The sequence below is a fragment of the Streptomyces winkii genome (assembly GCF_032248595.1).
Lineage (GTDB): Bacteria > Actinomycetota > Actinomycetes > Streptomycetales > Streptomycetaceae > Streptomyces > Streptomyces winkii.
Map to the genome: position 1 here is coordinate 302,770 of NZ_JASTTH010000001.1, position 21,716 is coordinate 324,485.

At 71.6% G+C, this 21,716-nt stretch carries 18 protein-coding genes; 12 read left to right on the forward strand and 6 right to left on the reverse strand.

The window, feature by feature from the left end; translation table 11 throughout:
* Window positions 1–46 precede the first annotated feature (46 nt).
* Genes rimI through QQM67_RS01485 form a run of 3 tightly spaced genes read left to right on the forward strand, consistent with a single transcriptional unit; the run spans window position 47 to window position 1,963 of the window.
* Window positions 47–580, forward strand: a complete 534-nt coding sequence (gene rimI / locus QQM67_RS01475; protein ID WP_314172205.1) for a ribosomal protein S18-alanine N-acetyltransferase — start codon at window positions 47–49, stop codon at window positions 578–580.
* On the forward strand, window positions 573–1,718 hold the full coding sequence (tsaD, locus tag QQM67_RS01480; protein WP_314171613.1) for a tRNA (adenosine(37)-N6)-threonylcarbamoyltransferase complex transferase subunit TsaD: 1,146 nt from the start codon (window positions 573–575) through the stop codon (window positions 1,716–1,718). Before rimI ends, tsaD begins: the two co-directional genes overlap by 8 nt.
* Window positions 1,715–1,963, forward strand: coding sequence for a hypothetical protein (locus QQM67_RS01485; protein ID WP_314171615.1), 249 nt, complete (start codon window positions 1,715–1,717; stop codon window positions 1,961–1,963). Before tsaD ends, QQM67_RS01485 begins: the two co-directional genes overlap by 4 nt.
* A gap of 40 nt (window positions 1,964–2,003) precedes the next feature.
* Here QQM67_RS01485 and QQM67_RS01490 read toward each other — a convergent pair whose 3' ends face one another.
* Window positions 2,004–3,212 (reverse strand): class I SAM-dependent methyltransferase, encoded by a 1,209-nt coding sequence (locus QQM67_RS01490; RefSeq protein ID WP_314171616.1) that lies wholly within the window; start codon window positions 3,210–3,212, stop codon window positions 2,004–2,006.
* Window positions 3,213–3,449: 237 nt separating this feature from the next.
* Between QQM67_RS01490 and groES the strand changes: the two genes are divergently transcribed.
* Window positions 3,450–3,758 (forward strand): co-chaperone GroES, encoded by a 309-nt coding sequence (gene groES, locus QQM67_RS01495; protein ID WP_028433901.1) that lies wholly within the window; start codon window positions 3,450–3,452, stop codon window positions 3,756–3,758.
* A 108-nt stretch (window positions 3,759–3,866) separates the two neighbouring features.
* Complete coding sequence (gene groL / locus QQM67_RS01500; RefSeq protein ID WP_314171618.1) at window positions 3,867–5,492, forward strand: chaperonin GroEL; 1,626 nt, start codon at window positions 3,867–3,869, stop codon at window positions 5,490–5,492.
* A 117-nt stretch (window positions 5,493–5,609) separates the two neighbouring features.
* Here the strand turns inward: groL and QQM67_RS01505 are convergent, their stop codons facing one another.
* From QQM67_RS01505 to QQM67_RS01515, 3 genes are all read right to left on the reverse strand, one after another.
* Entirely contained in the window at window positions 5,610–6,383 is a 774-nt protein-coding gene (locus tag QQM67_RS01505) for an SDR family NAD(P)-dependent oxidoreductase (protein ID WP_314171620.1), read from the reverse strand.
* On the reverse strand, window positions 6,380–7,066 hold the full coding sequence (locus QQM67_RS01510) for an MOSC domain-containing protein (protein WP_314171621.1): 687 nt from the start codon (window positions 7,064–7,066) through the stop codon (window positions 6,380–6,382). Before QQM67_RS01510 ends, QQM67_RS01505 begins: the two co-directional genes overlap by 4 nt.
* Before the next feature lie 156 nt (window positions 7,067–7,222).
* Window positions 7,223–7,534, reverse strand: a complete 312-nt coding sequence (locus QQM67_RS01515; protein ID WP_314171622.1) for a WhiB family transcriptional regulator — start codon at window positions 7,532–7,534, stop codon at window positions 7,223–7,225.
* A 374-nt stretch (window positions 7,535–7,908) separates the two neighbouring features.
* Here QQM67_RS01515 and QQM67_RS01520 point away from each other — a divergent pair, with 374 nt between their 5' ends.
* The 4 genes from QQM67_RS01520 (at window position 7,909) to QQM67_RS01535 (ending at window position 12,147) form a co-directional block, all read left to right on the forward strand.
* Complete coding sequence (locus tag QQM67_RS01520; protein ID WP_003948568.1) at window positions 7,909–8,520, forward strand: response regulator transcription factor; 612 nt, start codon at window positions 7,909–7,911, stop codon at window positions 8,518–8,520.
* A 277-nt stretch (window positions 8,521–8,797) separates the two neighbouring features.
* Entirely contained in the window at window positions 8,798–9,382 is a 585-nt protein-coding gene (locus QQM67_RS01525; protein WP_314171641.1) for a sigma-70 family RNA polymerase sigma factor, read from the forward strand.
* A gap of 53 nt (window positions 9,383–9,435) precedes the next feature.
* Window positions 9,436–10,950 (forward strand): IMP dehydrogenase, encoded by a 1,515-nt coding sequence (gene guaB, locus QQM67_RS01530; protein WP_314171644.1) that lies wholly within the window; start codon window positions 9,436–9,438, stop codon window positions 10,948–10,950.
* Window positions 10,951–11,037: 87 nt separating this feature from the next.
* Window positions 11,038–12,147 (forward strand): GuaB3 family IMP dehydrogenase-related protein, encoded by a 1,110-nt coding sequence (locus QQM67_RS01535; RefSeq protein ID WP_314171645.1) that lies wholly within the window; start codon window positions 11,038–11,040, stop codon window positions 12,145–12,147.
* Window positions 12,148–12,189: 42 nt separating this feature from the next.
* On the opposite strand, the gene QQM67_RS01540 is transcribed toward QQM67_RS01535, so the two are convergent.
* Window positions 12,190–12,657 carry an NUDIX hydrolase gene (locus QQM67_RS01540; RefSeq protein WP_314171647.1) on the reverse strand — a complete coding sequence of 156 codons (468 nt, stop codon included), beginning with the start codon at window positions 12,655–12,657 and terminating at the stop codon, window positions 12,190–12,192.
* Between the two features lie 95 nt (window positions 12,658–12,752).
* Entirely contained in the window at window positions 12,753–14,015 is a 1,263-nt protein-coding gene (locus QQM67_RS01545) for a nucleotide sugar dehydrogenase (RefSeq protein WP_314171649.1), read from the reverse strand.
* Between the two features lie 293 nt (window positions 14,016–14,308).
* Between QQM67_RS01545 and QQM67_RS01550 the strand changes: the two genes are divergently transcribed.
* The 3 genes from QQM67_RS01550 (at window position 14,309) to QQM67_RS01560 (ending at window position 21,637) form a co-directional block, all read left to right on the forward strand.
* Window positions 14,309–16,015, forward strand: a complete 1,707-nt coding sequence (locus tag QQM67_RS01550; RefSeq protein WP_314171651.1) for a glycerol-3-phosphate dehydrogenase/oxidase — start codon at window positions 14,309–14,311, stop codon at window positions 16,013–16,015.
* A gap of 126 nt (window positions 16,016–16,141) precedes the next feature.
* Window positions 16,142–18,295, forward strand: coding sequence for a serine/threonine-protein kinase (locus QQM67_RS01555; protein ID WP_314171652.1), 2,154 nt, complete (start codon window positions 16,142–16,144; stop codon window positions 18,293–18,295).
* Window positions 18,296–18,541: 246 nt separating this feature from the next.
* Entirely contained in the window at window positions 18,542–21,637 is a 3,096-nt protein-coding gene (locus QQM67_RS01560) for a protein kinase (RefSeq protein ID WP_449657448.1), read from the forward strand.
* Window positions 21,638–21,716: the final 79 nt, after the last annotated feature.

A 21,716-nucleotide genomic window follows, 5' to 3' on the forward strand; every position in this document is an offset into this window, starting at 1 on the left:
CGCGGAGGACGGCCGCCCCGGGAGCGCCGACGTCGTGCTCCGCGAGATGCGCTGGTGGGACATCGAGCGCGTCCTCGACCTCGAACGGATCCTCTTTCCCGAGGACGCCTGGTCGGTCGGCCTGTTCTGGTCGGAGCTCGCGCACGCGCGCGGCCCCGGCGCCACCCGCCGCTACGTCGTCGCCGAGGCCCGGGACAGCTGGATCGGCGGTGCTCAAGGCCCGGGCGGAGCCGAGGGCACCGGGCACAGCCTCGTCGGTTACGGCGGCCTCGCCGCCGTCGGCGGCACCGGCGACATCCAGACCATCGGAGTGCTCCCGTCCCACCGCGGCACCGGCCTCGGCGCGCGCCTCCTGCGCCGGCTCCTCGCCGCGGCCGCCGAGTTCGCGTGCCACGAGGTGATGCTGGAGGTCCGCGTCGACAACGCGCCAGCCCAACGCCTCTACGAGCGCTTCGGATTCACCCGCATCGGCCTCCGCCGCGGCTACTACCAGCCAGGCAACGTGGACGCACTCGTCATGCGCCTGGAGACCCCCATCCCCTCGACGAACCCCTCCCAAGGAACGAAGACCCATGGCTGACGAACCCCTCGTCCTCGGCATCGAGACCTCATGCGACGAGACCGGTGTCGGCATCGTCCGCGGCCACACCCTGCTCGCCGACGCCGTCGCCTCCAGCGTGGACGAGCACGCCCGCTTCGGCGGCGTCGTGCCCGAGGTCGCCAGCCGCGCCCATCTGGAGGCGATGGTCCCCACCGTCGAACGCGCCCTGCGCGAGGCCCGCGTCTCCGCCTCCGACCTCGACGCCGTGGCGGTCACTGCCGGGCCGGGGCTCGCGGGCGCGCTGCTCGTCGGGGTCAGTGCGGCCAAGGCGTATGCGTACGCGCTGGGCAAGCCGCTCTACGGCGTCAACCACCTCGCCTCCCACATCTGCGTCGACCAGCTCGAACACGGCGCGCTGCCCGAGCCGACCATGGCCCTGCTCGTCTCCGGGGGCCACTCCTCGCTGCTGCTCGCCCCCGACATCACCGCGGACGTCCGCCCGCTCGGCTCGACCATCGACGACGCGGCGGGGGAGGCCTTCGACAAGGTGGCCCGCGTCCTCGACCTCGGCTTCCCGGGCGGCCCCGTCATCGACCGGTACGCACGCGAGGGCGACCCCGAGGCGATCGCCTTCCCGCGCGGGCTGACGGGGCCGCGCGACGCCCCGTACGACTTCTCCTTCTCCGGCCTCAAGACGGCCGTCGCGCGCTGGATCGAGGCCAAGCGCAACGCCGGCGAGGAGGTGCCCGTACGGGATGTGAGCGCGTCCTTCCAGGAGGCGGTCACGGACGTGCTGACGCGCAAGGCCGTCCGCGCCTGCAAGGACGAGGGCGTGGACCACCTGATGATCGGCGGGGGAGTCGCCGCCAACTCGCGGCTGCGCGCCATGGCCGAGGAGCGCTGTGCCGACGCGGGCATCGAACTGCGCGTGCCCCGGCCGAAGTTGTGCACGGACAACGGCGCGATGGTCGCGGCCCTCGGTGCCGAGCTGGTCGCGCGGCGCCGCGCCGCGTCCGACTGGGACATCCCCGCGGACTCGTCCTTTCCCGTCACCGAGCCGCACATGCCGGGCCGTTCGCACGCTCCCTCGCTCACGCACGCGCAGGACGGCGCCCACGACCACGGCCACACGCACGACCATGTGCACGAACTCAGCCGGGAGAACCTCTACTCATGACCGTCGCCCTCATGTGGGAGGCGAAGGCGGCCGGCGGCCGCGGCGGTGAGCTGCTCTCCTGGGCCCGCGCCCAGGAGTTGGAGAGCCCGCCGCAGCGCCGCGAGACCTTCACGGCTCCCGGCGACCGCGTGCTCGTCATCACGTGGTGGTCCGCGGACCTCTCCGCGGAGCTTCCCGAACTCCCCGAGCCGCCCGAGGAGTTGAGGGCACGCCCCGTGCACCGCTGGCGTTTCGAGCAGGTCTGACCGCCGTACGGACTGCGGCCGGCGCCTGGTTGACGCCTGGTCAGATCAGGGCTGCCGCCGGCGACGTGGGCGGTCCCAGGGGCCGCCCGAGCAGCACCGTCGGCGCGCCCGCGACCCGCGTGAGGAACACCGTGCACTCGCCCGGGCCTTCGAGCCTGAGCTTCTTGCGCAGCTCCGCCGGCTCCACGGCCGAGCCGCGCTTCTTGATGGTGGCCACGCCGATGCCGCGCTCGCGCAGCAGCGCCCGCAGCCGCTTCAGCTGGAAGGGCAGCACATCGGTGATCTCGTAGCCCGTCGCGTACGCGGTCGGGCGCGCCTCGTCGCACGTCACATAGGCGATCGCCGGGTCGACGAGCCGGCCTCCCAGCTCCTCCGCGACCTCGGCCACCAGATGGGCCCGTACGACCGCGCCGTCCGGCTCGTACAGAAAACGGCCGACCGGCCCGGCGGGCGGATCGGGAAGCCCGCGTGACGAGAGTGAATGTCCGCCCGGCAGCAGCGTCGCTCGTACGGGCGAACTCTCAACGGCGCCGCCCGTACCGAACCAGAGCACGGCCTCCTTCACGTCCCCCGAGTCCGAGATCCACTCGGCCTCGGCGTCCTCCGGGACCGCGTCGTGGGGAATGCCCGGTGCCACCTTCAGCGCCGAGTACGAGACGCGCCGGGCCACTTCGACCGCCCACGACAGCGGCGGCGAGTACGCCTCGGGGTCGAAGATGCGCCCCCTGCCGCCGCGGCGCGCGGGGTCCACGAAGACGGCGTCGCAGCCGGAGACGTCGGCGTCGCGCACGTCCTGGCAGCGCACCTCGATGCGGTCGCCCAGCCCGAGCGCCGCCGCGTTGGCCCGTATGACGTCGCACGTCAACGCGTCGCCGTCGACGGCCAGTACGTCCATCCCGGCGCGCGCCAGCGCGATCGCGTCGCCCCCGATGCCGCAGCACAGATCGGCCAGCCGCGGCACGCCGAGCCGCGAGAAGCGTCCCGCCCGGTACGCGGCGACGCTCGCCCGCGTCGACTGCTCCAGACCGTTCGGCGTGAAGTACATCCGTTCCGCGTCCGCGCCGAACTTCGCCGCCGCCCGCTGCCGCAGCCGCGCCTGGCCGAGCGCCGCCGACACGAGTCCGGGTTCGTGTGTACGGCGCAGCCGCGTCGCCACGGCCAGTTCGCTGTCCGGCTCGTACCGCTCCAACGAGCCCAGCAGCGCCTGTCCTTCATCGCCGAGCAGCGCGGCGAACGCCTCACGGTCCACACCCGCATTCTCCCGTCCGGGCGGAGAGCCGGCCGCCCGGGTCCGGGGTGCACGGCTCGCTCGCCTGGCACTCTAGTTGACGGAGTGCTAACCGCGGCATAATGTCGACCCTGGCACTCTCCCAAGGCGAGTGCCAGACACAGCGACAGGAAGATCCGGCACCCGCGACGACGGATCTGCCAGGTCGCCACCCCAGACATAAGACCCCGTTATGAGATCTCCGAAGGGGGAGGTCGGATCGTGACGACCGCCAGCAAGGTTGCCATCAAGCCGCTTGAGGACCGCATCGTGGTCCAGCCGCTCGACGCTGAAGAGACCACGGCCTCAGGCCTGGTCATCCCGGACACCGCCAAGGAGAAGCCCCAGGAGGGCACGGTCCTGGCCGTCGGCCCGGGCCGCTTCGAGGACGGCAACCGTCTGCCGCTCGACGTGAGCGTCGGCGACATCGTGCTGTACAGCAAGTACGGCGGCACCGAGGTGAAGTACAGCGGCGAGGAGTACCTCGTCCTCTCGGCTCGCGACGTTCTCGCGATCGTCGAGAAGTAAGTCACCGAAGCCGGAAGACACTTCTGATCCGCGCCCCGGTCCCTCCCGCATCGCTCGAGATGTACCGGGGCCGGGGCGCGGTTCGTTCGAGAGGACTCAACAGCTCCCATGGCCAAGATCCTGAAGTTCGACGAGGACGCGCGCCGCGCCCTCGAGCGCGGCGTCGACAAGCTGGCCGACACCGTGAAGGTGACGATCGGCCCCAAGGGCCGCAACGTCGTCATCGACAAGAAGTTCGGCGCACCCACCATCACCAACGACGGCGTCACCATCGCGCGTGAGGTCGAGGTCGAGGACCCCTACGAGAACCTCGGCGCGCAGCTGGTGAAGGAGGTGGCGACCAAGACCAACGACATCGCCGGCGACGGCACCACCACCGCCACCGTGCTCGCCCAGGCCCTGGTCCGCGAGGGCCTGCGCAACGTGGCGGCCGGCGCCTCGCCCGCCGCCCTGAAGAAGGGCATCGACGCCGCGGTCAAGGCCGTCTCCGACGACCTGATCGCCAACGCCCAGCCGATCGACTCGAAGTCGGACATCGCCTCCGTCGCCGGACTGTCCGCCCAGGACAAGCAGGTCGGCGAGCTCATCGCCGAGGCGATGGACAAGGTCGGCAAGGACGGCGTCATCACCGTCGAGGAGTCCCAGACCTTCGGCCTGGAGCTCGACTTCACCGAGGGCATGGCCTTCGACAAGGGCTACCTCTCGCCGTACATGGTCAGCGACCAGGAGCGTATGGAGGCCGTCCTCGACGACCCGTACATCCTGATCCACCAGGGCAAGATCAGCTCCATCCAGGACATGCTGCCGCTGCTGGAGAAGATCATGCAGGCGGGCAGCTCCAAGCCGCTGCTGATCATCGCCGAGGACGTCGAGGGCGAGGCGCTCTCCACCCTCGTCGTGAACAAGATCCGCGGCACGTTCAACGCCGTCGCCGTCAAGGCGCCCGGCTTCGGCGACCGCCGGAAGGCGATGCTCGGCGACATGGCGACCCTCACCGGCGCCACCGTCATCGCCGAGGAGGTCGGCCTCAAGCTCGACCAGGCCGGGCTGGACGTGCTCGGCACCGCGCGCCGCGTCACCGTCACCAAGGACGACACGACGATCGTCGACGGTGCGGGCAAGCGTGAGGACGTCGAGGCCCGAGTCGCCCAGATCAAGGGCGAGATCGAGGCCACCGACTCCGACTGGGACCGCGAGAAGCTCCAGGAGCGCCTCGCCAAGCTGGCCGGCGGCGTCTGCGTGATCCGCGTCGGGGCGGCGACCGAGGTCGAGCTCAAGGAGAAGAAGCACCGCCTTGAGGACGCGATCTCCGCGACCCGCGCGGCTGTCGAGGAGGGCATCGTCGCGGGCGGCGGCGCCAGCCTCGTGCACTCCGCGAAGGTCCTGGAGGGCTCGCTCGGCAAGACGGACGACGAGGCCACCGGTGTCGCCGTCGTGCGCCGCGCCGTGGTCGAGCCGCTGCGCTGGATCGCCGAGAACGCCGGCCTGGAGGGGTACGTCATCACCTCGAAGGTCGCCGAACTCGACCGCAACCAGGGCTTCAACGCGGCCACCGGCGACTACGGCGACCTGATCAAGGCCGGCGTCATCGACCCGGTCAAGGTCACGCGCTCCGCGCTGGAGAACGCGGCGTCGATCGCCTCGCTGCTGCTCACGACCGAGACGCTGGTCGTCGAGAAGCCGGAGGAGGAAGAGCCGGCCGCCGCGGGCCACGGCCACGGTCACTCCCACTGACGCGTTCAGTTCGGCCGAGCCCGAACCGAGGCCCGGTGCCCCTTCGTTGGGGCACCGGGCCTCGGTGCTCTCCGCCCTGTGCGCGCATCGGCCGTCGGCACGGCCGGGCCGAACTCCTCAGCGCGGCCCGAACCTTCGGCCCGTCGTCGTCGACGCCTTGGCCAGCAGCTCCCTGGGCAGGAGCCGCGTCGCACCCATGAGCGCCTTGTAGCGCGCATCCGGAATGGAGAGCGCCCTGCCCCGGGCCAGGTCCTTCATCGCGGCGGCGGCGACCGCGTCCGCGTCCAGCCACATCCACCCCGGGACGTTCCCCGCGTCCATCCCGGCCCGCTCGTGGAACTCCGTACGTACGAAACCCGGGCACAGCGCCATCAGCCGCACCCCCGAGCCCGCGAGGTCCTTGGCCACCCCCTGCGTGAACTGCACGACCCACGCCTTGCTCGCCCCGTACGTCCCCCGCGGCACGAACGCGGCGACCGACGCCACGTTGACCACGCCGCCGCGGCCCCGCTCCCGCATGCCCTTCGCCGCAGCCGACGTGAGCCGCAGCACCGCCTCGCAGTGGACCTTGAGCATCGTCAGCTCGTCCTCGACGGGGACGTTCAGGAACGTGCCCTTGTTGCCGAAGCCCGCGTTGTTGATCAGCAGGTCCACGGGGCGCTCCGCGTCCTCCAGCCGGGCCTCGACGGCGGAGATGCCCTCGTCGGTCGCGAGGTCCGCCGCGAGCACGGACGCCTCGACGCCGTGCCGGTCGTGCAGCAGCGTCGCCTGCTCCGCTAGGCGTTCCTTGTCGCGGGCGACCAGCACGAGGTGGTGTCCGTCCCGTGCGAGCCGCCGCGCGAAGGCGGCCCCGAGGCCGGCGGTCGCTCCCGTGATCAACGCAGTCGTCATGGGGGCACGCTATCGGCGCTTCGACGGGCCGTACGCCGCAGGGCGTTGCGACGGGCCTCCGGGTGGAGAGCCTCGCCGGCTGCGAGCACACGTGGCAGCAGCTCGGGCTCCCGGGTCAGCGCGCGGAAGAGGAAGCTCACGCTCACCTCGTGCTCCGGCCGGTGAACGACGCTGATCGGGTCCCCGCCGCGGATGCTCCCCGGCTCGATCACCCGCAGATACGCGCCGGGCAGCGCCCTGTCCGTGAAGCGCTTCACCCATCCCCGCTCGTCGAGCCAGCGCGCGAACGTACGGCACGGGATGCGCGGAGCGGTCACCTCCAGTACCACCCGGTCTCCCACGAGCCACCGCTCGCCGATCCGCGCACCGTTCACATCGAGCCCGAGGGTGGTGAGGTTCTCGCCGAAGGCGCCGTTGGCGAGACCGCGTCCGAGTTCGCCGCCCCAGCTGTCGAGGTCTTCGCGGGCGAAGGCGTACACGGCCTGGTCGTCGCCGCCGTGATGGCGCATGTCGCCGATGACGTCCTGGTCGAGCGCGCTTCCGCCGGTGCCCTTCGGGCCGGGCGCGGCCACGTCGACGGGACCGGAGACCGGGTGCTTGTCGATGCCGGTCATGCCACCGGGAGCGCTGGTGTACGAGGGGGCGTGCAGCGGCCTGGCGATGTTGACAGACAGCAGTTCCATGGCCGTCAGGCTAGGCGGGTGAACATCGGCGGACGATCGGTATCTGTCCGGGCCGCGAGCGAGTGCGGCGAGTGCGAGGAGATCGACGAGCGGTCGGCGACTGCGGACGGGGTGCGGAAGTCCGTGACCACGGTGCGGAAGTACGAACGTTTCTGCTCAACTCTGGCTGTCCGGCACGGCGACGAGCCTGCTGCGGGCCCGCCCCATCAGCTCCTCGCGCTCGTCCTCGGTCAGGCCGCCCCACACGCCGTACGGCTCACGCACCGCCAGCGCGTGCGCCGCGCACTCCGAGCGGACGGGGCACCTCATGCAGACCTCCTTCGCGGAGGCCTCGCGGGCGCTGCGGGCCGCGCCGCGCTCGCCCTCGGGGTGGAAGAAGAGCGAGCTGTCGACTCCCCGACAGGCGGCGAGCAGCTGCCAGTCCCACAGGTCGGCGTTGGGGCCCGGGAGGCGGGAGAAGTCTGCCATTGCGTGTCCTCTCGTCGGCGTACTTGAGGCTCGCTCTCGCTCCGTCCATTTATAGACAAATATGACTCATTGCGAACCTAGCCGAAAGAAAGCGAGAAGCAGAACTAAGTCTGCTAAATAGGGCAAAAGGCAAAAGACGCCACTCGGGGAAACCCTTCAGTGCGATGCGGGCTGATCTGTGTACGCGCGATCACGTAGAGTGCTGATGGCGGTGGCCGAAACCCGTAACTCTTTCGGGTGACCGTCGTTGAGTGTGCGGAGGCGGTTGGCGGAATGATCTCGGGCACTGTTGTCCGAGGGTGTCAATCGCACAGGTGACGATTCGTAACAGCCTGGAGGCTCAAGGTGACGCGCATCAGCTGCGGAGGGCGGTCATGACATCCGTCCTCGTCTGTGACGATTCCCCGCTTGCCCGAGAGGCGCTCCGCCGCGCGGTCGCGACGGTGCCCGGCGTCGAGCGTGTGACGACGGCGGCCAACGGCGAGGAAGTCCTCCGCCGCTGGGGTGCCGACCGGTCCGACCTCATCCTCATGGATGTCCGGATGCCCGGTCTCGGTGGTGTTGAGACCGTGCGAAGGCTGCTCTCGGCCGATCCCGGCGCCCGCATCATCATGCTGACGGTGGCCGAGGATCTCGACGGAGTGGCACTGGCCGTGGCCGCGGGCGCCCGCGGCTACCTGCACAAGGACGCCTCGCGCGCGGAGTTGCGGGCGACGGTGACTCAGGCCCTGGCCGATCCGACGTGGCGGCTCGCGCCGCGGCGGCTGCGGTCGGCCGAGATGGGCGCCGCCCCGACGCTCACCGCCCGCGAGATCCAGGTGCTGGAGGGCATGAGCCACGGCAGGTCCAACGCCGAGATCGGCCGGGAGCTGTTCCTCTCCGAGGACACCGTGAAGACCCACGCGCGGCGGCTGTTCAAGAAGCTCGGCGCTTCGGACCGGGCGCATGCCGTGGCTCTCGGCTTCCGTTGGGGCCTCGTCCGATAGATAGCTCACGTTCGCCGACTGCCCGCCCGTCCCCGCCTGCGAAGTTCCGTTGCCCGCGGTGCGCGGGGCCGGCCCGGGGGGAGGGCGGGGTGGCGTATGCGGCCCAGTAATCCCGCGAGTGCCGCATGCTTGTTGTATGGAGTTCCTCGGGGACCGGTCGGTCAGGCGTGAGGGGAGGGCGCGGGAGATGGCAGCCACTGCCCCTGCTCATAACGCTTCGGTGCACAACCACGGACGCGGTGCGGCGGATGGTTCGGCGCCGGTGCACCATGGACCGATGCGCAACGACGGGCAGAACGACACAGCGGTCGTGAGCGCACTCGTACGACGAGCCAGGGAAGGCGACGAGCAGGCCACTCACGACCTTCTCGCCCACGTGCACCCGCTGGCGCTGCGGTACTGCCGCCGGCGGCTGACCCGACTGCCGGGCGACGCACGGCACTTCGTGGACGACCTCGCGCAGGAGGTCTGCATCGCGGTGCTCTGCGCACTGCCGCGGTACCGCGACACCGGGAAGCCCTTCGAGGCCTTCGTCGTGGCCATCGCCCAGCACAAGGTCGCCGATCTGCAACGGGCCGCCATGCGGGGTCCCGGCAGCACGGCGGTGCCCTCCGACGAGATGCCCGAGCAGCCGGACGACTCGCTCGGCCCGGAGGAGCGCGCGCTGCTCAGCAGCGACGCGGCGTGGGCCAAGAAGCTGCTCGCGAACCTTCCCCAGCACCAGCGGGAGCTCGTGCTGCTCCGGGTCGCCGTCGGGCTCACCGCGGAGGAGACCGGAGAGATGCTCGGGATGTCGCCAGGCGCGGTCAGGGTCGCCCAGCACAGGGCGCTGAGCAGGCTGAGGGCACTGGCGGAGCAGTAGGTCCGGGGCGTTTAGCATGGACTTTCACCCCGGGCAACCATTGGAAAGGTGTCATGACAGCCAACGAAGTCGGGACCGGGGCCGGAGTGCCCGCGAAGTTCGCCATGCTCGGGCTGACCTTCGACGACGTGCTGTTGCTGCCCGGTGAGTCGGACATGGCGCCCGGCGACATCGACACGGGCTCGCGGATCTCGCGCAACGTACGCGTGAACGTACCGCTGTTGTCCGCCGCGATGGACAAGGTCACCGAGTCGAGGATGGCCATCGCCATGGCCCGTCAGGGCGGCGTCGGCGTGCTGCACCGCAATCTGTCGATCGAGGACCAGGCGGCTCAGGTCGACAGGGTCAAGCGCTCCGAGTCGGGGATGGTCACCGACCCGATCACGATCCGTCCGGACGCGACGCTGGGCGACGCCGACGTGCTGTGCGGGCGCTTCCGGATCAGCGGCGTGCCCGTCACCGACTCGAACGGCAAGCTGCTCGGCATCGTCACCAACCGGGACATGGCCTTCGAGTCCGACCGCGACCGGCCCGTGCGGGAGCTCATGACACCGATGCCGCTGGTCACCGGCAAGGTCGGCATCTCGCGGAACGACGCGATGGAGCTGCTGCGCCGCCACAAGATCGAGAAGCTGCCGCTGGTCGACGACGCGGGCGTGATCAAGGGACTCATCACCGTCAAGGACTTCGTGAAGGCGGAACAGTATCCGCAGGCCGCGAAGGACGGCGAGGGCCGGCTCGTCGTGGGCGCGGCGGTCGGGGTCGCAGGCGACGCGTACGAGCGGGCGCAGGCGCTGATCGAGGCGGGCGTGGACTTCGTCGTGGTGGACACGGCGCACGGGCATTCGCGGCTCGTCGGCGACATGGTCGCCAAGATCAAGTCGAATTCGCCGGTCGACGTCGTCGGCGGCAACATCGCCACCCGCGAGGGCGCGCAGACGCTGATCGACGCGGGGGCCGACGGCATCAAGGTCGGCGTCGGGCCGGGGTCGATCTGTACGACGCGCGTCGTCGCCGGCATCGGGGTGCCGCAGGTGACCGCGATCTACGAGGCGTCACTCGCCGCCCGCGAGGCCGGAGTTCCGGTCATCGGCGACGGCGGCCTTCAGTACAGCGGCGACATCGCCAAGGCCCTGGTCGCCGGCGCCGACACGGTGATGCTCGGTTCGCTGCTGGCCGGGTGCGAGGAGTCGCCCGGCGAGCTGCTGTTCATCAACGGCAAGCAGTTCAAGTCCTACCGGGGCATGGGTTCGCTGGGCGCGATGCAGTCGCGCGGCGAGCAGCAGTCGTACTCGAAGGACCGCTACTTCCAGGAGGAGGTCGGCGGCGACGACAAGCTGATCCCGGAAGGCGTCGAGGGACAGGTGCCCTACCGGGGCCCGCTGGGCGCGGTGGTGCACCAACTGGTGGGCGGTCTCAAGCAGTCGATGTTCTACGTCGGCGGCCGCACCGTGCCGGAGATGAAGGAGCGCGGCCGGTTCGTACGGATCACGTCGGCGGGCCTGAAGGAGAGCCACCCGCACGACGTCCAGATGACGACCGAGGCGCCGAACTACTCACGGCGGTGAGCCCGGTACCCACCGGTCCGTGCGGCGCCGCACGTCGGTGATACTGGAGCGGCAGCAGAGCACAGCGCACGGCGAGAGGGCTGACACGTGACTGAGATCGAGATCGGGCGCGGCAAGCGCGGCCGCCGGGCGTACGCCTTCGACGACATCGCTGTGGTGCCCAGCCGCCGCACGCGCGACCCCAAGGAGGTCTCGATCGCCTGGCAGATCGACGCCTACCGCTTCGAACTGCCCTTCATGGCAGCCCCGATGGACTCCGTCGTCTCGCCCGCGACCGCGATCCGCATCGGCGAGCTGGGCGGCCTCGGGGTGCTCAACCTCGAAGGGCTCTGGACGCGTTACGAGGACCCGGAGCCGCTGCTCGCCGAGATCGCCGAGCTGGACGAGCGCACGGCGAACCGCCGGATGCAGGAGATCTACTCGGAACCGGTCAAGGAGGATCTGATCGGCGAGCGGATCAAGGAGGTGCGGGACGCCGGCGTGGTGACGGCCGCGGCGCTCTCCCCGCAGCGGACGGCGCAGTTCTCGAAGGCCGTCGTCGACGCGGGCGTCGATCTGTTCGTCATCCGCGGCACGACCGTCTCCGCCGAGCATGTCTCGGGCGCGGCGGAACCGCTCAACCTCAAGCAGTTCATCTACGAGCTGGACGTGCCCGTCATCGTGGGCGGTTGCGCCACGTACACGGCGGCGCTGCATCTGATGCGTACGGGCGCGGCGGGCGTTCTGGTGGGCTTCGGCGGCGGGGCCGCGCACACGACGCGGAACACGCTGGGCATCCAGGTGCCGATGGCGACCGCCGTGGCCGACGTCGCGGCCGCGCGCCGTGACTATCTGGACGAGTCGGGGGGCCGCTACGTCCACGTCATCGCGGACGGCGGCGTCGGCTGGTCCGGCGACCTGCCCAAGGCGGTGGCGTGCGGGGCGGACGCCGTGATGATGGGCTCGCCTCTGGCCCGGGCCACGGACGCGCCGGGGCGCGGGCACCACTGGGGCATGGAGGCCGTGCACCCGGACGTGCCGCGCGGCAAGCGCATGGATCTGGGCGCGGTCGGTACGACCGAGGAGATCCTGCTCGGGCCCTCGCACACCCCGGACGGCTCGATGAACTTCTTCGGCGCGCTGCGCCGTGCGATGGCGACGACCGGCTACTCGGAACTGAAGGAGTTCCAGCGGGTGGAGGTCACGGTCGCGCGGTAGCCCTCGCGGCGATCCGCGGCTCTCAGCAGCCCTCAGCGTCCCTCACCGCGTCCGGCGGCCGCTCGCGGGAGTGGCCCACAGCGGATCGATACGGCCCAGCCATGCGTCCTGGCCGTCCGCGAGCGGCCGCGCCAGGGGGAGCGGCACGAAGCGGCAGGCGAAGGTGAGGCCGGAGTCGTCTCCGTCGCCGCGGACGGTGTGATGCCACGCATGGAGACCGCCGGCCGGCGCGCCGAGCAGGAAGTACGTGGTCCGGCGCGGCAGCCCCGTGGCGGGATGGGGTCTGTCCTCCACGGCGACCGGCCGCGCGACGGTGACCGCCGTGAGCCCCGTCTCCTCGGCGACCTCGCGCAGTACGGCCCGATCCGGCTCCTCGCTCGTCCCGACGCCTCCCGCGGGGATCTGCGTGCCCGCCTCGGGCATTCCGAGGTGGTCGAAGACGAGAAGCTCGGGGACCGCCGCACGATGCCGGATCACATAGGCGGCCACGCGGATTCTGGGGCGGCTCATCCCCGAATTGTCCGTCAGGGCCTGGTTGTTGACTGCGTCTGAGCCCGCGTCCGCCGGGGCCGGGTGCACACCGCACATCGAGGGAGGCGCCGCCGTCAGAGCCGGTGCGCGGCGCCCGTGGGGCTCGCGCCCCTCGTGTCGAAGAGCAGCCGGGCCTTCGCGGCCAGCCCTTGCAGGTCGTATCTGCGGTGGTGCTGGAGGAGCACGGTGAGGTCGGCGGCAGCGGCGGCCTCGTAGAGGGAGTCGGCGCGCGGCACGGGCTGGTCCGCGACCTGCCACTGCATGACGTACGGATCGTGGAAGCTCAGCTGCGCGCCGAGCTGCTTGAGCCGGAGCGCGACCTCGCGCGCGGGCGAGCCCTCCTGGTCGGGCAGGTCGGGCTTGTAGGTGACGCCGAGCAGCAGTACGCGGGCGCCGCGCGCCGACTTGCCGTGCTCGTTGAGGAGTTCGGCCGCGCGCTGGCAGACGTAGCGCGGCATGCGCCCGTTGACCTCCTGCGCGAGCTCGACCATGCGGAGCGGATAGCCCAGCGAACGGCTGCGGTACGCGAGGTAGTTGGGGTCGATGGAGACGCTGTGCCCGCCGACGCCGGGGCCGGGCCGGAAGGCCTGGAAGCCGAACGGCTTGGTCTCCGCGCAGCGGATGACGTCCCACAGGTCGACGCCGATGTCGTGGCAGAAGACCGCCATCTCGTTCACGAGGGCGATGTTGACCTGGCGGAAGTTCGTCTCCAGCAGCTTCGCCGTCTCCGCCTCGCGCGGCCCGCGTGCGCGCACGACCTTGGCGGCCAGCCGCCCGTAGAAGGCGGCGGCCCGCTCCGTACACGCGGGCGTGAGGCCGCCGACGACCTTGGGCGTGTTCGCGTAGCCGTAGCGGCGGCTGCCCGGGTCGAACCGGGCGGGCGAGTAGGCGAGATGGAAGTCGTGTCCCGCGCGCAGCCCGGAGCCCTCTTCGAGCAGCGGCTTGAGGAACTCCTCGGTGCCGCCCGGGTACACCGCGGATTCCAGGACGACGGTGGTACGCGGACGCAGTTGGGAGGCGAGCGTGCGGGCGGCGGCGCGCACCGCGTCCAGATTCAGCGCGCGGTCGGGCCCGAGGGAGGTCGGGGCGCAGATCAAGGCCGTACGGACATGGGCGAGGACCTCGGGGTCGGTCGTGGCGCGGAACCCCCGGGAGATCATGCGGCGGATCCCGGCGGCGGTGAGCGTGCCGTCGGAGGGCGGCCTGCCCGCGTTGAGTCCGGCGACGGTCTCCTCGTCCGCGTCGTAGCCGACGGTCTCGATCCCGGCGGCGACGGCCGCCTGTGCGACCGGAAGACCCGAATGGCCCAGTCCGAGGACGGCGAGATCTGCGGGCATTGCGGCGGACATCCTTCCCCTCGGTTCCCTCGCTGGGGTGGCGAGGCCCGGTGCGCGCCGTTCCCGGGAACGGCATCCGGAGATCGCCCCGCGCTGCGCGGCCCGGAGCTGCGCGGCGCTATAGCAAGTTAATCGGCAATATGACGGATATCGGGGATTACCGGCTTCGCGACGCCCGCAGTGCGGCCGAAGTCAGGGAATTGGAGGACCATCGGCAGGGGAACACTGCCTACGTTCCGGCAAGAGCGACGACAGACACCACCGACGGACGCACGACCACGCGGGAGGCAGCGGTGAGGACGGCGACACTGGGACCGGAGCAGCGTGTGAGGGCGCTGGCGCAGATGTCCGAACGCGAACTCGACGTGCTGGTCGTCGGCGGGGGCATCGTCGGTGCGGGCACCGCGCTGGACGCCGTCACGCGAGGGCTGTCCACGGGCATCGTCGAGTCGAACGACTGGGCGTCGGGCACCTCCAGCCGCTCCAGCAAGCTGATCCACGGCGGGCTGCGCTATCTGGAGATGCTGGACTTCGCGCTCGTACGGGAGGCGCTCAAGGAGCGCGGGCTGCTGCTCCAGCGGATCGCGCCGCACCTGGTGAAGCCGGTCCCGTTCCTCTACCCGTTGCAGCACAAGGGGTGGGAGCGGCTCTACGCCGGCTCGGGCGTGGCGATGTACGACATCATGTCGCTCTCCTCCGGGCACGGGCGCGGCCTGCCCCGGCACCGGCACCTCAGCCGCCGTCACGCGCTGCGTGTGGCACCGGCGTTGCGGAAGGACGCTCTGGTCGGCGCGCTCCAGTACTACGACGCGCAGATGGACGACGCGCGCTATGTGGCCACCGTGGTCCGCACCGCCGCCGCTTACGGAGCACACGCCGCGAATCGCGCGCGCATCGTCGGCTTCCTGCGCGAAGGCGAGCGTGTCGTGGGGGCGCGCGTGCGGGACCTGGAGTTGGGCGGCGAGTACGAGGTGCGCGCGCGGCAGGTCGTCAACTCCACCGGAGTGTGGACGGACGACACCCAGGGGCTGATCGCGGAGCGCGGCCAGTTCCATGTGCGGGCCTCGAAGGGCATCCACCTCGTCGTGCCGAAGGACCGGATCAACTCGACGACGGGGCTGATCCTCCGTACGGAGAAGAGCGTCCTGTTCGTCATCCCGTGGGGGCGTCACTGGATCGTCGGCACCACCGACACCGGCTGGGACCTGGACAAGAGGCATCCGGCCGCGTCGAGCGCCGACATCGACTATCTGCTGGACCACGTCAACTCCGTGCTGGCGGTGCCGCTTACGCGCAACGACGTCGAGGGCGTGTACGCCGGGCTGCGCCCGCTGCTGGCCGGCGAGTCGGAGGCGACGAGCAAGCTGTCCCGCGAGCACACCGTCGCGCACCCGGTGCCGGGGATGGTCGTCGTCGCGGGCGGCAAGTACACGACGTACCGCGTGATGGCGAAGGACGCCGTGGACGAGGCGGTACACGGCCTGGACCGCCGGGTGGCGGACTGCGTCACCGAGGAGGTGCCGCTGGTCGGAGCGGAGGGCTACCACGCGCTGTGGAACGCACGGGAGCGCATCGCAGCCAGCACGGGGCTGCACGTGGCCCGCGTGGAGCATCTCCTCAACCGCTACGGCACGTTGACGGAAGAGGTGCTCGAACTCATCGCCGACGACCCGAAGTTGGGCGAGCCGCTGCCCGCCGCCGACGACTACCTCAAGGCCGAGATCGTCTATGCCTGCACGCACGAGGGCGCGCGCCACATCGACGACGTGCTCACGCGCCGTACGCGCATCTCGATCGAGACCTTCGACCGCGGCACGCGCAGCGCGCGCGAGGTCGCGGAGCTGATGGCGACGGTGCTCGGCTGGGACGCCGACCAGGTCGACCGCGAGGTCGTGCACTACGAGAAGCGGATCGAGGCGGAGCGCGAGTCGCAGCTCCAGCCGGACGATCTGACGGCGGACGCGGCCCGGTTGGGCGCACCGGACATCGCACCGGTGTGAGGCGGTCCGCGCGAGGGCTCCCGCGGAAGCCGGCACCGCCGCCCCCGTACGCGGTGTGACGGCGTGATGGTCCACAATGAGGGAGGGCTGGGGTGGGGCCATCGCTGAGGGGACACAAGGGGATTCATGAGCGAGCACGAGGGTCGGCTGGTAGGAGGTCGCTATCGGCTCGGGGGAGTCCTCGGCCGTGGTGGCATGGGCACCGTGTGGCGCGGCGAGGACGAGGTCCTGGGCCGTGCTGTCGCCGTGAAGGAGTTGCGCTTCCCCTCCAGCGTCGAGGAGGACGAGAAGCAGCGGCTCATCACCCGAACTCTGCGCGAGGCCAAGGCGATCGCGCGCATCCGCAGCGGCAGTGCGGTGACGGTCTTCGACGTCGTCGACGAGGACGACCGCCCGTGGATCGTGATGGAGCTCGTCGAGGGGAAGTCGCTCGCCGACCACATCCGCGACGAGGGGCCGCTCACCGCGCAGCGCGCGGCGGAGGTCGGCCTGGCGGTGCTCGACGTGCTGCGTGCGGCGCACCGTGAAGGGGTCCTGCACCGCGATGTGAAGCCGTCCAACGTGCTGTTGGAGGACGTCACGGGTCGCGTCGTGCTGACCGACTTCGGCATCGCGAAGGTCGAGGGCGACCCGTCCGTGACGTCGACCGGCATGCTGGTGGGCGCCCCCTCGTACATCTCGCCCGAGCGCGCACGCGGGAAGCCGCCCGGGCCGCCCGCCGACCTGTGGTCGCTGGGCGCCCTGCTGTACGCGGCGGTCGAGGGCCGTCCCCCGTACGACAAGGGGTCGGCCATAACGACGCTGACGGCGGTGATGACGGAGCCCGTGCCGCCGCCGAAGCAGGCGGGCGAGCTCGAAGAGGTGATCTTCGGGCTGCTGTTGAAGGACCCGGAGAAGCGGCTCGATGTGGCCGGTGCGCGGGCGCTGCTGGAACCCGTGGCGTCCGGAAGGGGAGGCGTGGCGACCGCGGCCGCCGCTCCCGTACGGGACGGCGGGACGACGGCCGTGCTGCGGCCGGAGCCGGGCTCGGCCGGGGACGACGGCGCGGGCGAGGGCGGCGAAGGCCGCGAGGCCGGGGGAAACGGAGCCTCCGGAGAGGCCGGCTCCCGCGGCTCCGGCGGCACCGGCGAGGGCGGCGCAGCGCCGAAGAGCGAGGGCCGCGATGCCGCCCCGGCCACCGGAGGCAAGCAGCACCGTCAGCGGAGCAGCCGTCAGCGGGGCAAGGGAGCATCTGCCAAGTCGGCGTCAGCGGCCGGGACTTCGAGCGCCGCGGCATCGGGTCCGGGCTCGGCATCGGGTGCGGGCTCGGTCCCGGCGGCCGGTGCGGCAGCCGCGGGCACGGCCTCGGAGGGCCCGGCCGCAGAGGGCCGTGACGCCGAGGAGACCCCGGCACCCGCCGCGTCCGGTGCCGTGACGCGCGGCGGTGAGGGAACGGCACGCCGCCCGTCCCCGTCCGGTGGCGGCGGGGGGGCCACCCATGCCGGAGGCCATGGGGGAGGAGTGACGACCGCGCTCTCCGGGCTGGCCGGGCGCTTCTCGCGCCGCACGTTGACCATCGTGGCGGTCGCCGCGGCGGCCGTACTGGTGCTGCTGGCCGCCTTCGCGCTCGACGGCGCGGGTGACGGCGGCGGTAAGGGCGGCAAGTCGGGGAAAGACGCCGCGAGTTCGGGCGCGGGCGGCGCCGAGCGCGGCAAGGAGAAGAACGGCTCGGGCACCGCGAAGAAGGACAAGGGCGGCGACGCGAAGAAGGGGAGCGCCTCCCCGTCGGCGAGCGCCTCGTCCGGCGGCGACGGCGACGAGGAGGAGCCCGGCGGCGGCGCTTCGCTGCCCGAGGACTACACCCGGGTCACCGACAAGCGCTTCCACTTCAGCATGGCGATGCCGGAGGACTTCAAGCGCTCGGGAGTCGCCGGGCAGAACTCCGGCGCCAAGTACTCCGACGGCGGACTGCCCAAGCTCCAGGTGGACTTCAGCCCCGACCCGCTGAAGGACGCGGCCGCGGGCTGGCGCGACCTGGAGCCCTCCGTGAAGGGCAACAGCCCGGGCTACCACCGCATCAGCATCAAGAAGGTGGACTGGCGGGGCTATCCCACCGTCGGCGACTGGCAGTTCGAGCGCGACGAAGGGGGCGAGAGGGTCAGGGTGCTCAACCGCGGCTTCCGGGTGGACGATTCACACGGCTTCGCGATCATGATCACCTGCAAGGCCGGCAAGTGGAACGACGACGAGTGCCGGACGCTGCGCGAGACCGCGTTCAGGACCTTCAAGCCGCTCGACTGAGCGTGGTTCCCCGCCCCCGTTCCGGGGGACGTTGGGGTTGAGGCCTGAACTGGCAAGCGTTTCAGGTGAATTGGACTGCTTCCGGCCCGGCAGGGGCCGGACAGTAATCGACTCCGCCCGCGCCGGACAGCTCAGGCACGTATCGTGAATGGCCGCAGACCGGTATCCGTCCGTAAAGATGCGGATGCGGTGTGGAATCGACGGTCTCGCGCGCTGTGGGGAGGCGTCGTGGACGACTACGCGGAAATGGCCGGGCGGCTGCTCGCCGACCGCTACCGCCTGCCCCGAACCCTCGCGGACTCCTACCAGTTGACGGAGTCCGTGGCCTACGACACGGCCAGCGGCCAGGAAGTGCTCGTACGTCAGGTGCCGTTGCCGGAGGTCGTCGAGGCGGAGGTGCTGGGCGGCGACGGCGGTGCGAGCGGTGAGGGAGCCGGAGCGGCGCAGCGCGGCGCCTTCCGCGGCTCGATAGGGCGGGCGACCCGCACACCGGCGGACCCAGTCGTACGGCGGGCCGTCGAGGCGGCCATCGCCGCCGCGCGCGTGCCGGACCATCCGCGGCTCGACCAGGTCTTCGACGTCTTCGTCGAGGGCGACGGCCTGTGGATAGTCAGCGAATTGCTGCCCGCCACGCCGCTGGAGACGCTGCTGTCGCATCAGACGCTGACGGCGCACAGGGCGGCGGAGATCGCCGCGGACCTGCTGACCGCGCTGCGCGTGGTGCACGCGCACGGCTGGACGCACCGGAACGTCACCCCCCGTACGGTCCTCATCTGCGACGACGGGCGTGCGCTGCTGACGGGCCTGGCGGTGGGCGCGGCGCAGGAGGCGCTGTGCGGATACAACCCGCTCCCGGACTCCGGCAGGGTCGCCCTGCCGCCCAGCGGGAACATCCCGGGCGAGCCGAGGCAGGGCGGAGGCGCGGGCGCCGAAGCCGTGGAGAGCGGTGGCGACGGGCCGACGGGCGGCGCGCAGGAAGGTTCCGCTCCCGGTTCGCTTCCGGGCATTCCGCTGCCCGACGGGTTCGACGCACGGCAGGGAGAGGGCCCGTACGGCCGCGAGCAGCAGTACGAACAGGAGCCGTACGGCGAGGAGTTGTACGGCCGCGACCTCTACGGCGGGGCCGGCGAGAGGGACTCCGGTTACGGCGGAGGTCCCGACTCCGGCTCCGGGCCTGCGAGTTCGGGCGGTGAGGCGCGCGGCATCTTCGGGCTTCACGGACTGGATCACGACGACGGGGCGGCGGAGCAGCAGAACCGGCCCGTGCGCCACGGCTACGAGACCGAGGGGCACGGCGGGCGCGGCTCCGCGATCGCCGCGTACCAGGCGGGCGCGCGGCGCGGCGCCGAGGCCCGTGTGCACGGCACGGAGCAGGACGGACAGGAGCACCGGCGAACGCCCGACCAGGGGCAGGAGGACGAGCGCACGGCTCGGGACGACTGGTGGAACCGCGCCGCGTCGACGCCGCCCGGAACCGGTCCGCACACCACGCCGGACGACTTCGTGCGCTGGCTTCCCGCGGGGGAGGACGAGGTCACCCCGAGCGACCTGCCGGGTTCGCGGCCTCCCAACAGCCTTCCGGTGAGGGCGACTTGGCGCTCCGCCGAGCCCGAGCAGTCAGCGGGTCCCGAGACCCGCGACGCCGGGCCGGAGGCCGCCGGGCACGCCGAGTCCCCGTATACCGACGTCCCCTACACCGGCGACGCCGACGCCGAAGGCAGCTACACCGAGGGCACCTATCCCGACGACGGGTACACCGACGACGGGTACACCGACGACGGTTACGGCGACACCCCCGAGGACCGCCCCTGGGGCGGTGAGGGGGCCGATGACCCCGGCACGGCAGAGGGGTTCCACGGCCCCACCACCGCCCTCGCCGCCGAGCGCGCCCGGCAGGCGCGGATGACGGTCGTCGGGCCCGTCGGCGAGCGGTGGGCTCCCGAGCAGGCCGGGCCGGTCCACCGGAACTGGCGGCTCGCCCCTCCCGTCGGCCCGTCCGCCGACCTGTGGGCGCTGGGTGTGCTGCTCTTCCGCGCGGTGCAGGGCCATGCCCCCTACCCAGAGGACGATGTCGCCGAGCTGGTGCAGATGGTGTGCGGTGAGCCTCCGGCGTTCGCGGAGGAGTGCGGTGCGCTGCGTCCCGTCGTCGAGTCGCTGCTGCGTCAAGACCCCACGGAGCGCCCCGACTTCGAGGAGCTGCGCGGATGGCTGCGGTCGCTGGTGCGCGCCGCGCCCGAGCCGGACGTCGGCTGGCACACCGTGTACGCGCCCTCACTGGACCCGGGTGGTACGGCGGACCCGCGGCGGCTGCCGATACTGCGCCGGCGCGGCGAACTCGTACGCAGACGGCGAGCCGCGAGACGCGCGGCGCGCGCCGAACAGAAACAGCAGCAGAAGCTTCAGCAGAAACAGCAGCAGAAGCAGCGCCGGAAGCGTCAGCACAAGCTTGAGCAGACGCAGTACCCCGATCCGCTGCGTCAACCGCGGCAGCCCCACGCTCAGCAGCAGCAACAGCCCGGCCCCGCCCCCGGCCCCGTACCGCCGATGCCGCACCGGCCCCCCGAGCCGCAGCGGGCGCCGGAGCCCGAGCCCGAGTGGACGGTTCGCGAACACGCCCGGCCCGTACGGGAGAAGACGAGGCGTCAGGGCGGCGGCCCGCGCAGGCTCGGCGGCATGCTGGTCGGGCTGGTACTCGCCGGGCTGGTCGCGGCACTGATGTACGCGGTGTGGTTCATGCCGGAGGGCGACCCGGACGGCGCCGCCGACCAGCAGCGCGGCTCGGTCGGCGAGAGCAGCCCGCACCCCGGCGACGGCGGCACGGGCAGCGGCAAGGGCGACGGCGAAGGCGACGCGCAGAAGCCGCAGCCCTCGGCGCCCGCGGGCGAGGTGCCGAAGGGCTACAAGCTCAGCCAGGACCCGGCGGGCTTCCAGGTCGCCGTGCCCGACGAGTGGAACCGCCGCTCGACGCCGGGCCGCGGCCAAGTCCGCTACAACGGCGGCCAGGTCGAGATGGTCATCGTCAACGGCCGCGACAGCGTACGGAAGTACGGCACCGACCCGATGGCCTACCAGAGCGACGACGAACCGGAGTTGAAGGCCTACCGGGCCTCGGACTGGGCGTCGACGTCCGGCCTGCGCCGCATCGACGTGGGCGAAACCGCCATGGCCGAAGGCACGTTCAGCTGGAAGGACGGCGGCCGGGACGTGTACGCGCGCAACCGGGCGATGATCCTCGACGGCCGCTACCACGTGCTGATGGTGATGGGCTCGGAGGGCAAGAAGCAGGAGATCGACCGGCACTTCGAGGCGGTCGCCGACACATACCGCTCAACGGGGCGCTGACGTACGCGACTTGGGCGACGGTGGCGCTGGCTGACGTACGCGACGGCTGCACGTCGCACTGATCCACGCGACTGCGATC

Excerpts from the sequence above, each read along its gene's own strand:
- rimI (WP_314172205.1), top strand. The coding sequence starts at position 47 with ATGCGCTGGTGGGACATCGAGCGCGTCCTCGACCTCGAACGGATCCTC.
- tsaD (WP_314171613.1), top strand. The coding sequence starts at position 573 with ATGGCTGACGAACCCCTCGTCCTCGGCATCGAGACCTCATGCGACGAG.
- QQM67_RS01485 (WP_314171615.1), top strand. The coding sequence starts at position 1,715 with ATGACCGTCGCCCTCATGTGGGAGGCGAAGGCGGCCGGCGGCCGCGGC.
- groL (WP_314171618.1), top strand. The coding sequence starts at position 3,867 with ATGGCCAAGATCCTGAAGTTCGACGAGGACGCGCGCCGCGCCCTCGAG.
- QQM67_RS01505 (WP_314171620.1), bottom strand. The coding sequence starts at position 6,383 with ATGACGACTGCGTTGATCACGGGAGCGACCGCCGGCCTCGGGGCCGCC.
- QQM67_RS01510 (WP_314171621.1), bottom strand. The coding sequence starts at position 7,066 with ATGGAACTGCTGTCTGTCAACATCGCCAGGCCGCTGCACGCCCCCTCG.
- QQM67_RS01515 (WP_314171622.1), bottom strand. The coding sequence starts at position 7,534 with ATGGCAGACTTCTCCCGCCTCCCGGGCCCCAACGCCGACCTGTGGGAC.
- QQM67_RS01520 (WP_003948568.1), top strand. The coding sequence starts at position 7,909 with ATGACATCCGTCCTCGTCTGTGACGATTCCCCGCTTGCCCGAGAGGCG.
- QQM67_RS01525 (WP_314171641.1), top strand. The coding sequence starts at position 8,798 with ATGCGCAACGACGGGCAGAACGACACAGCGGTCGTGAGCGCACTCGTA.
- guaB (WP_314171644.1), top strand. The coding sequence starts at position 9,436 with ATGACAGCCAACGAAGTCGGGACCGGGGCCGGAGTGCCCGCGAAGTTC.
- QQM67_RS01540 (WP_314171647.1), bottom strand. The coding sequence starts at position 12,657 with ATGAGCCGCCCCAGAATCCGCGTGGCCGCCTATGTGATCCGGCATCGT.
- QQM67_RS01545 (WP_314171649.1), bottom strand. The coding sequence starts at position 14,015 with ATGCCCGCAGATCTCGCCGTCCTCGGACTGGGCCATTCGGGTCTTCCG.
- QQM67_RS01555 (WP_314171652.1), top strand. The coding sequence starts at position 16,142 with ATGAGCGAGCACGAGGGTCGGCTGGTAGGAGGTCGCTATCGGCTCGGG.
- QQM67_RS01560 (WP_449657448.1), top strand. The coding sequence starts at position 18,542 with ATGGCCGGGCGGCTGCTCGCCGACCGCTACCGCCTGCCCCGAACCCTC.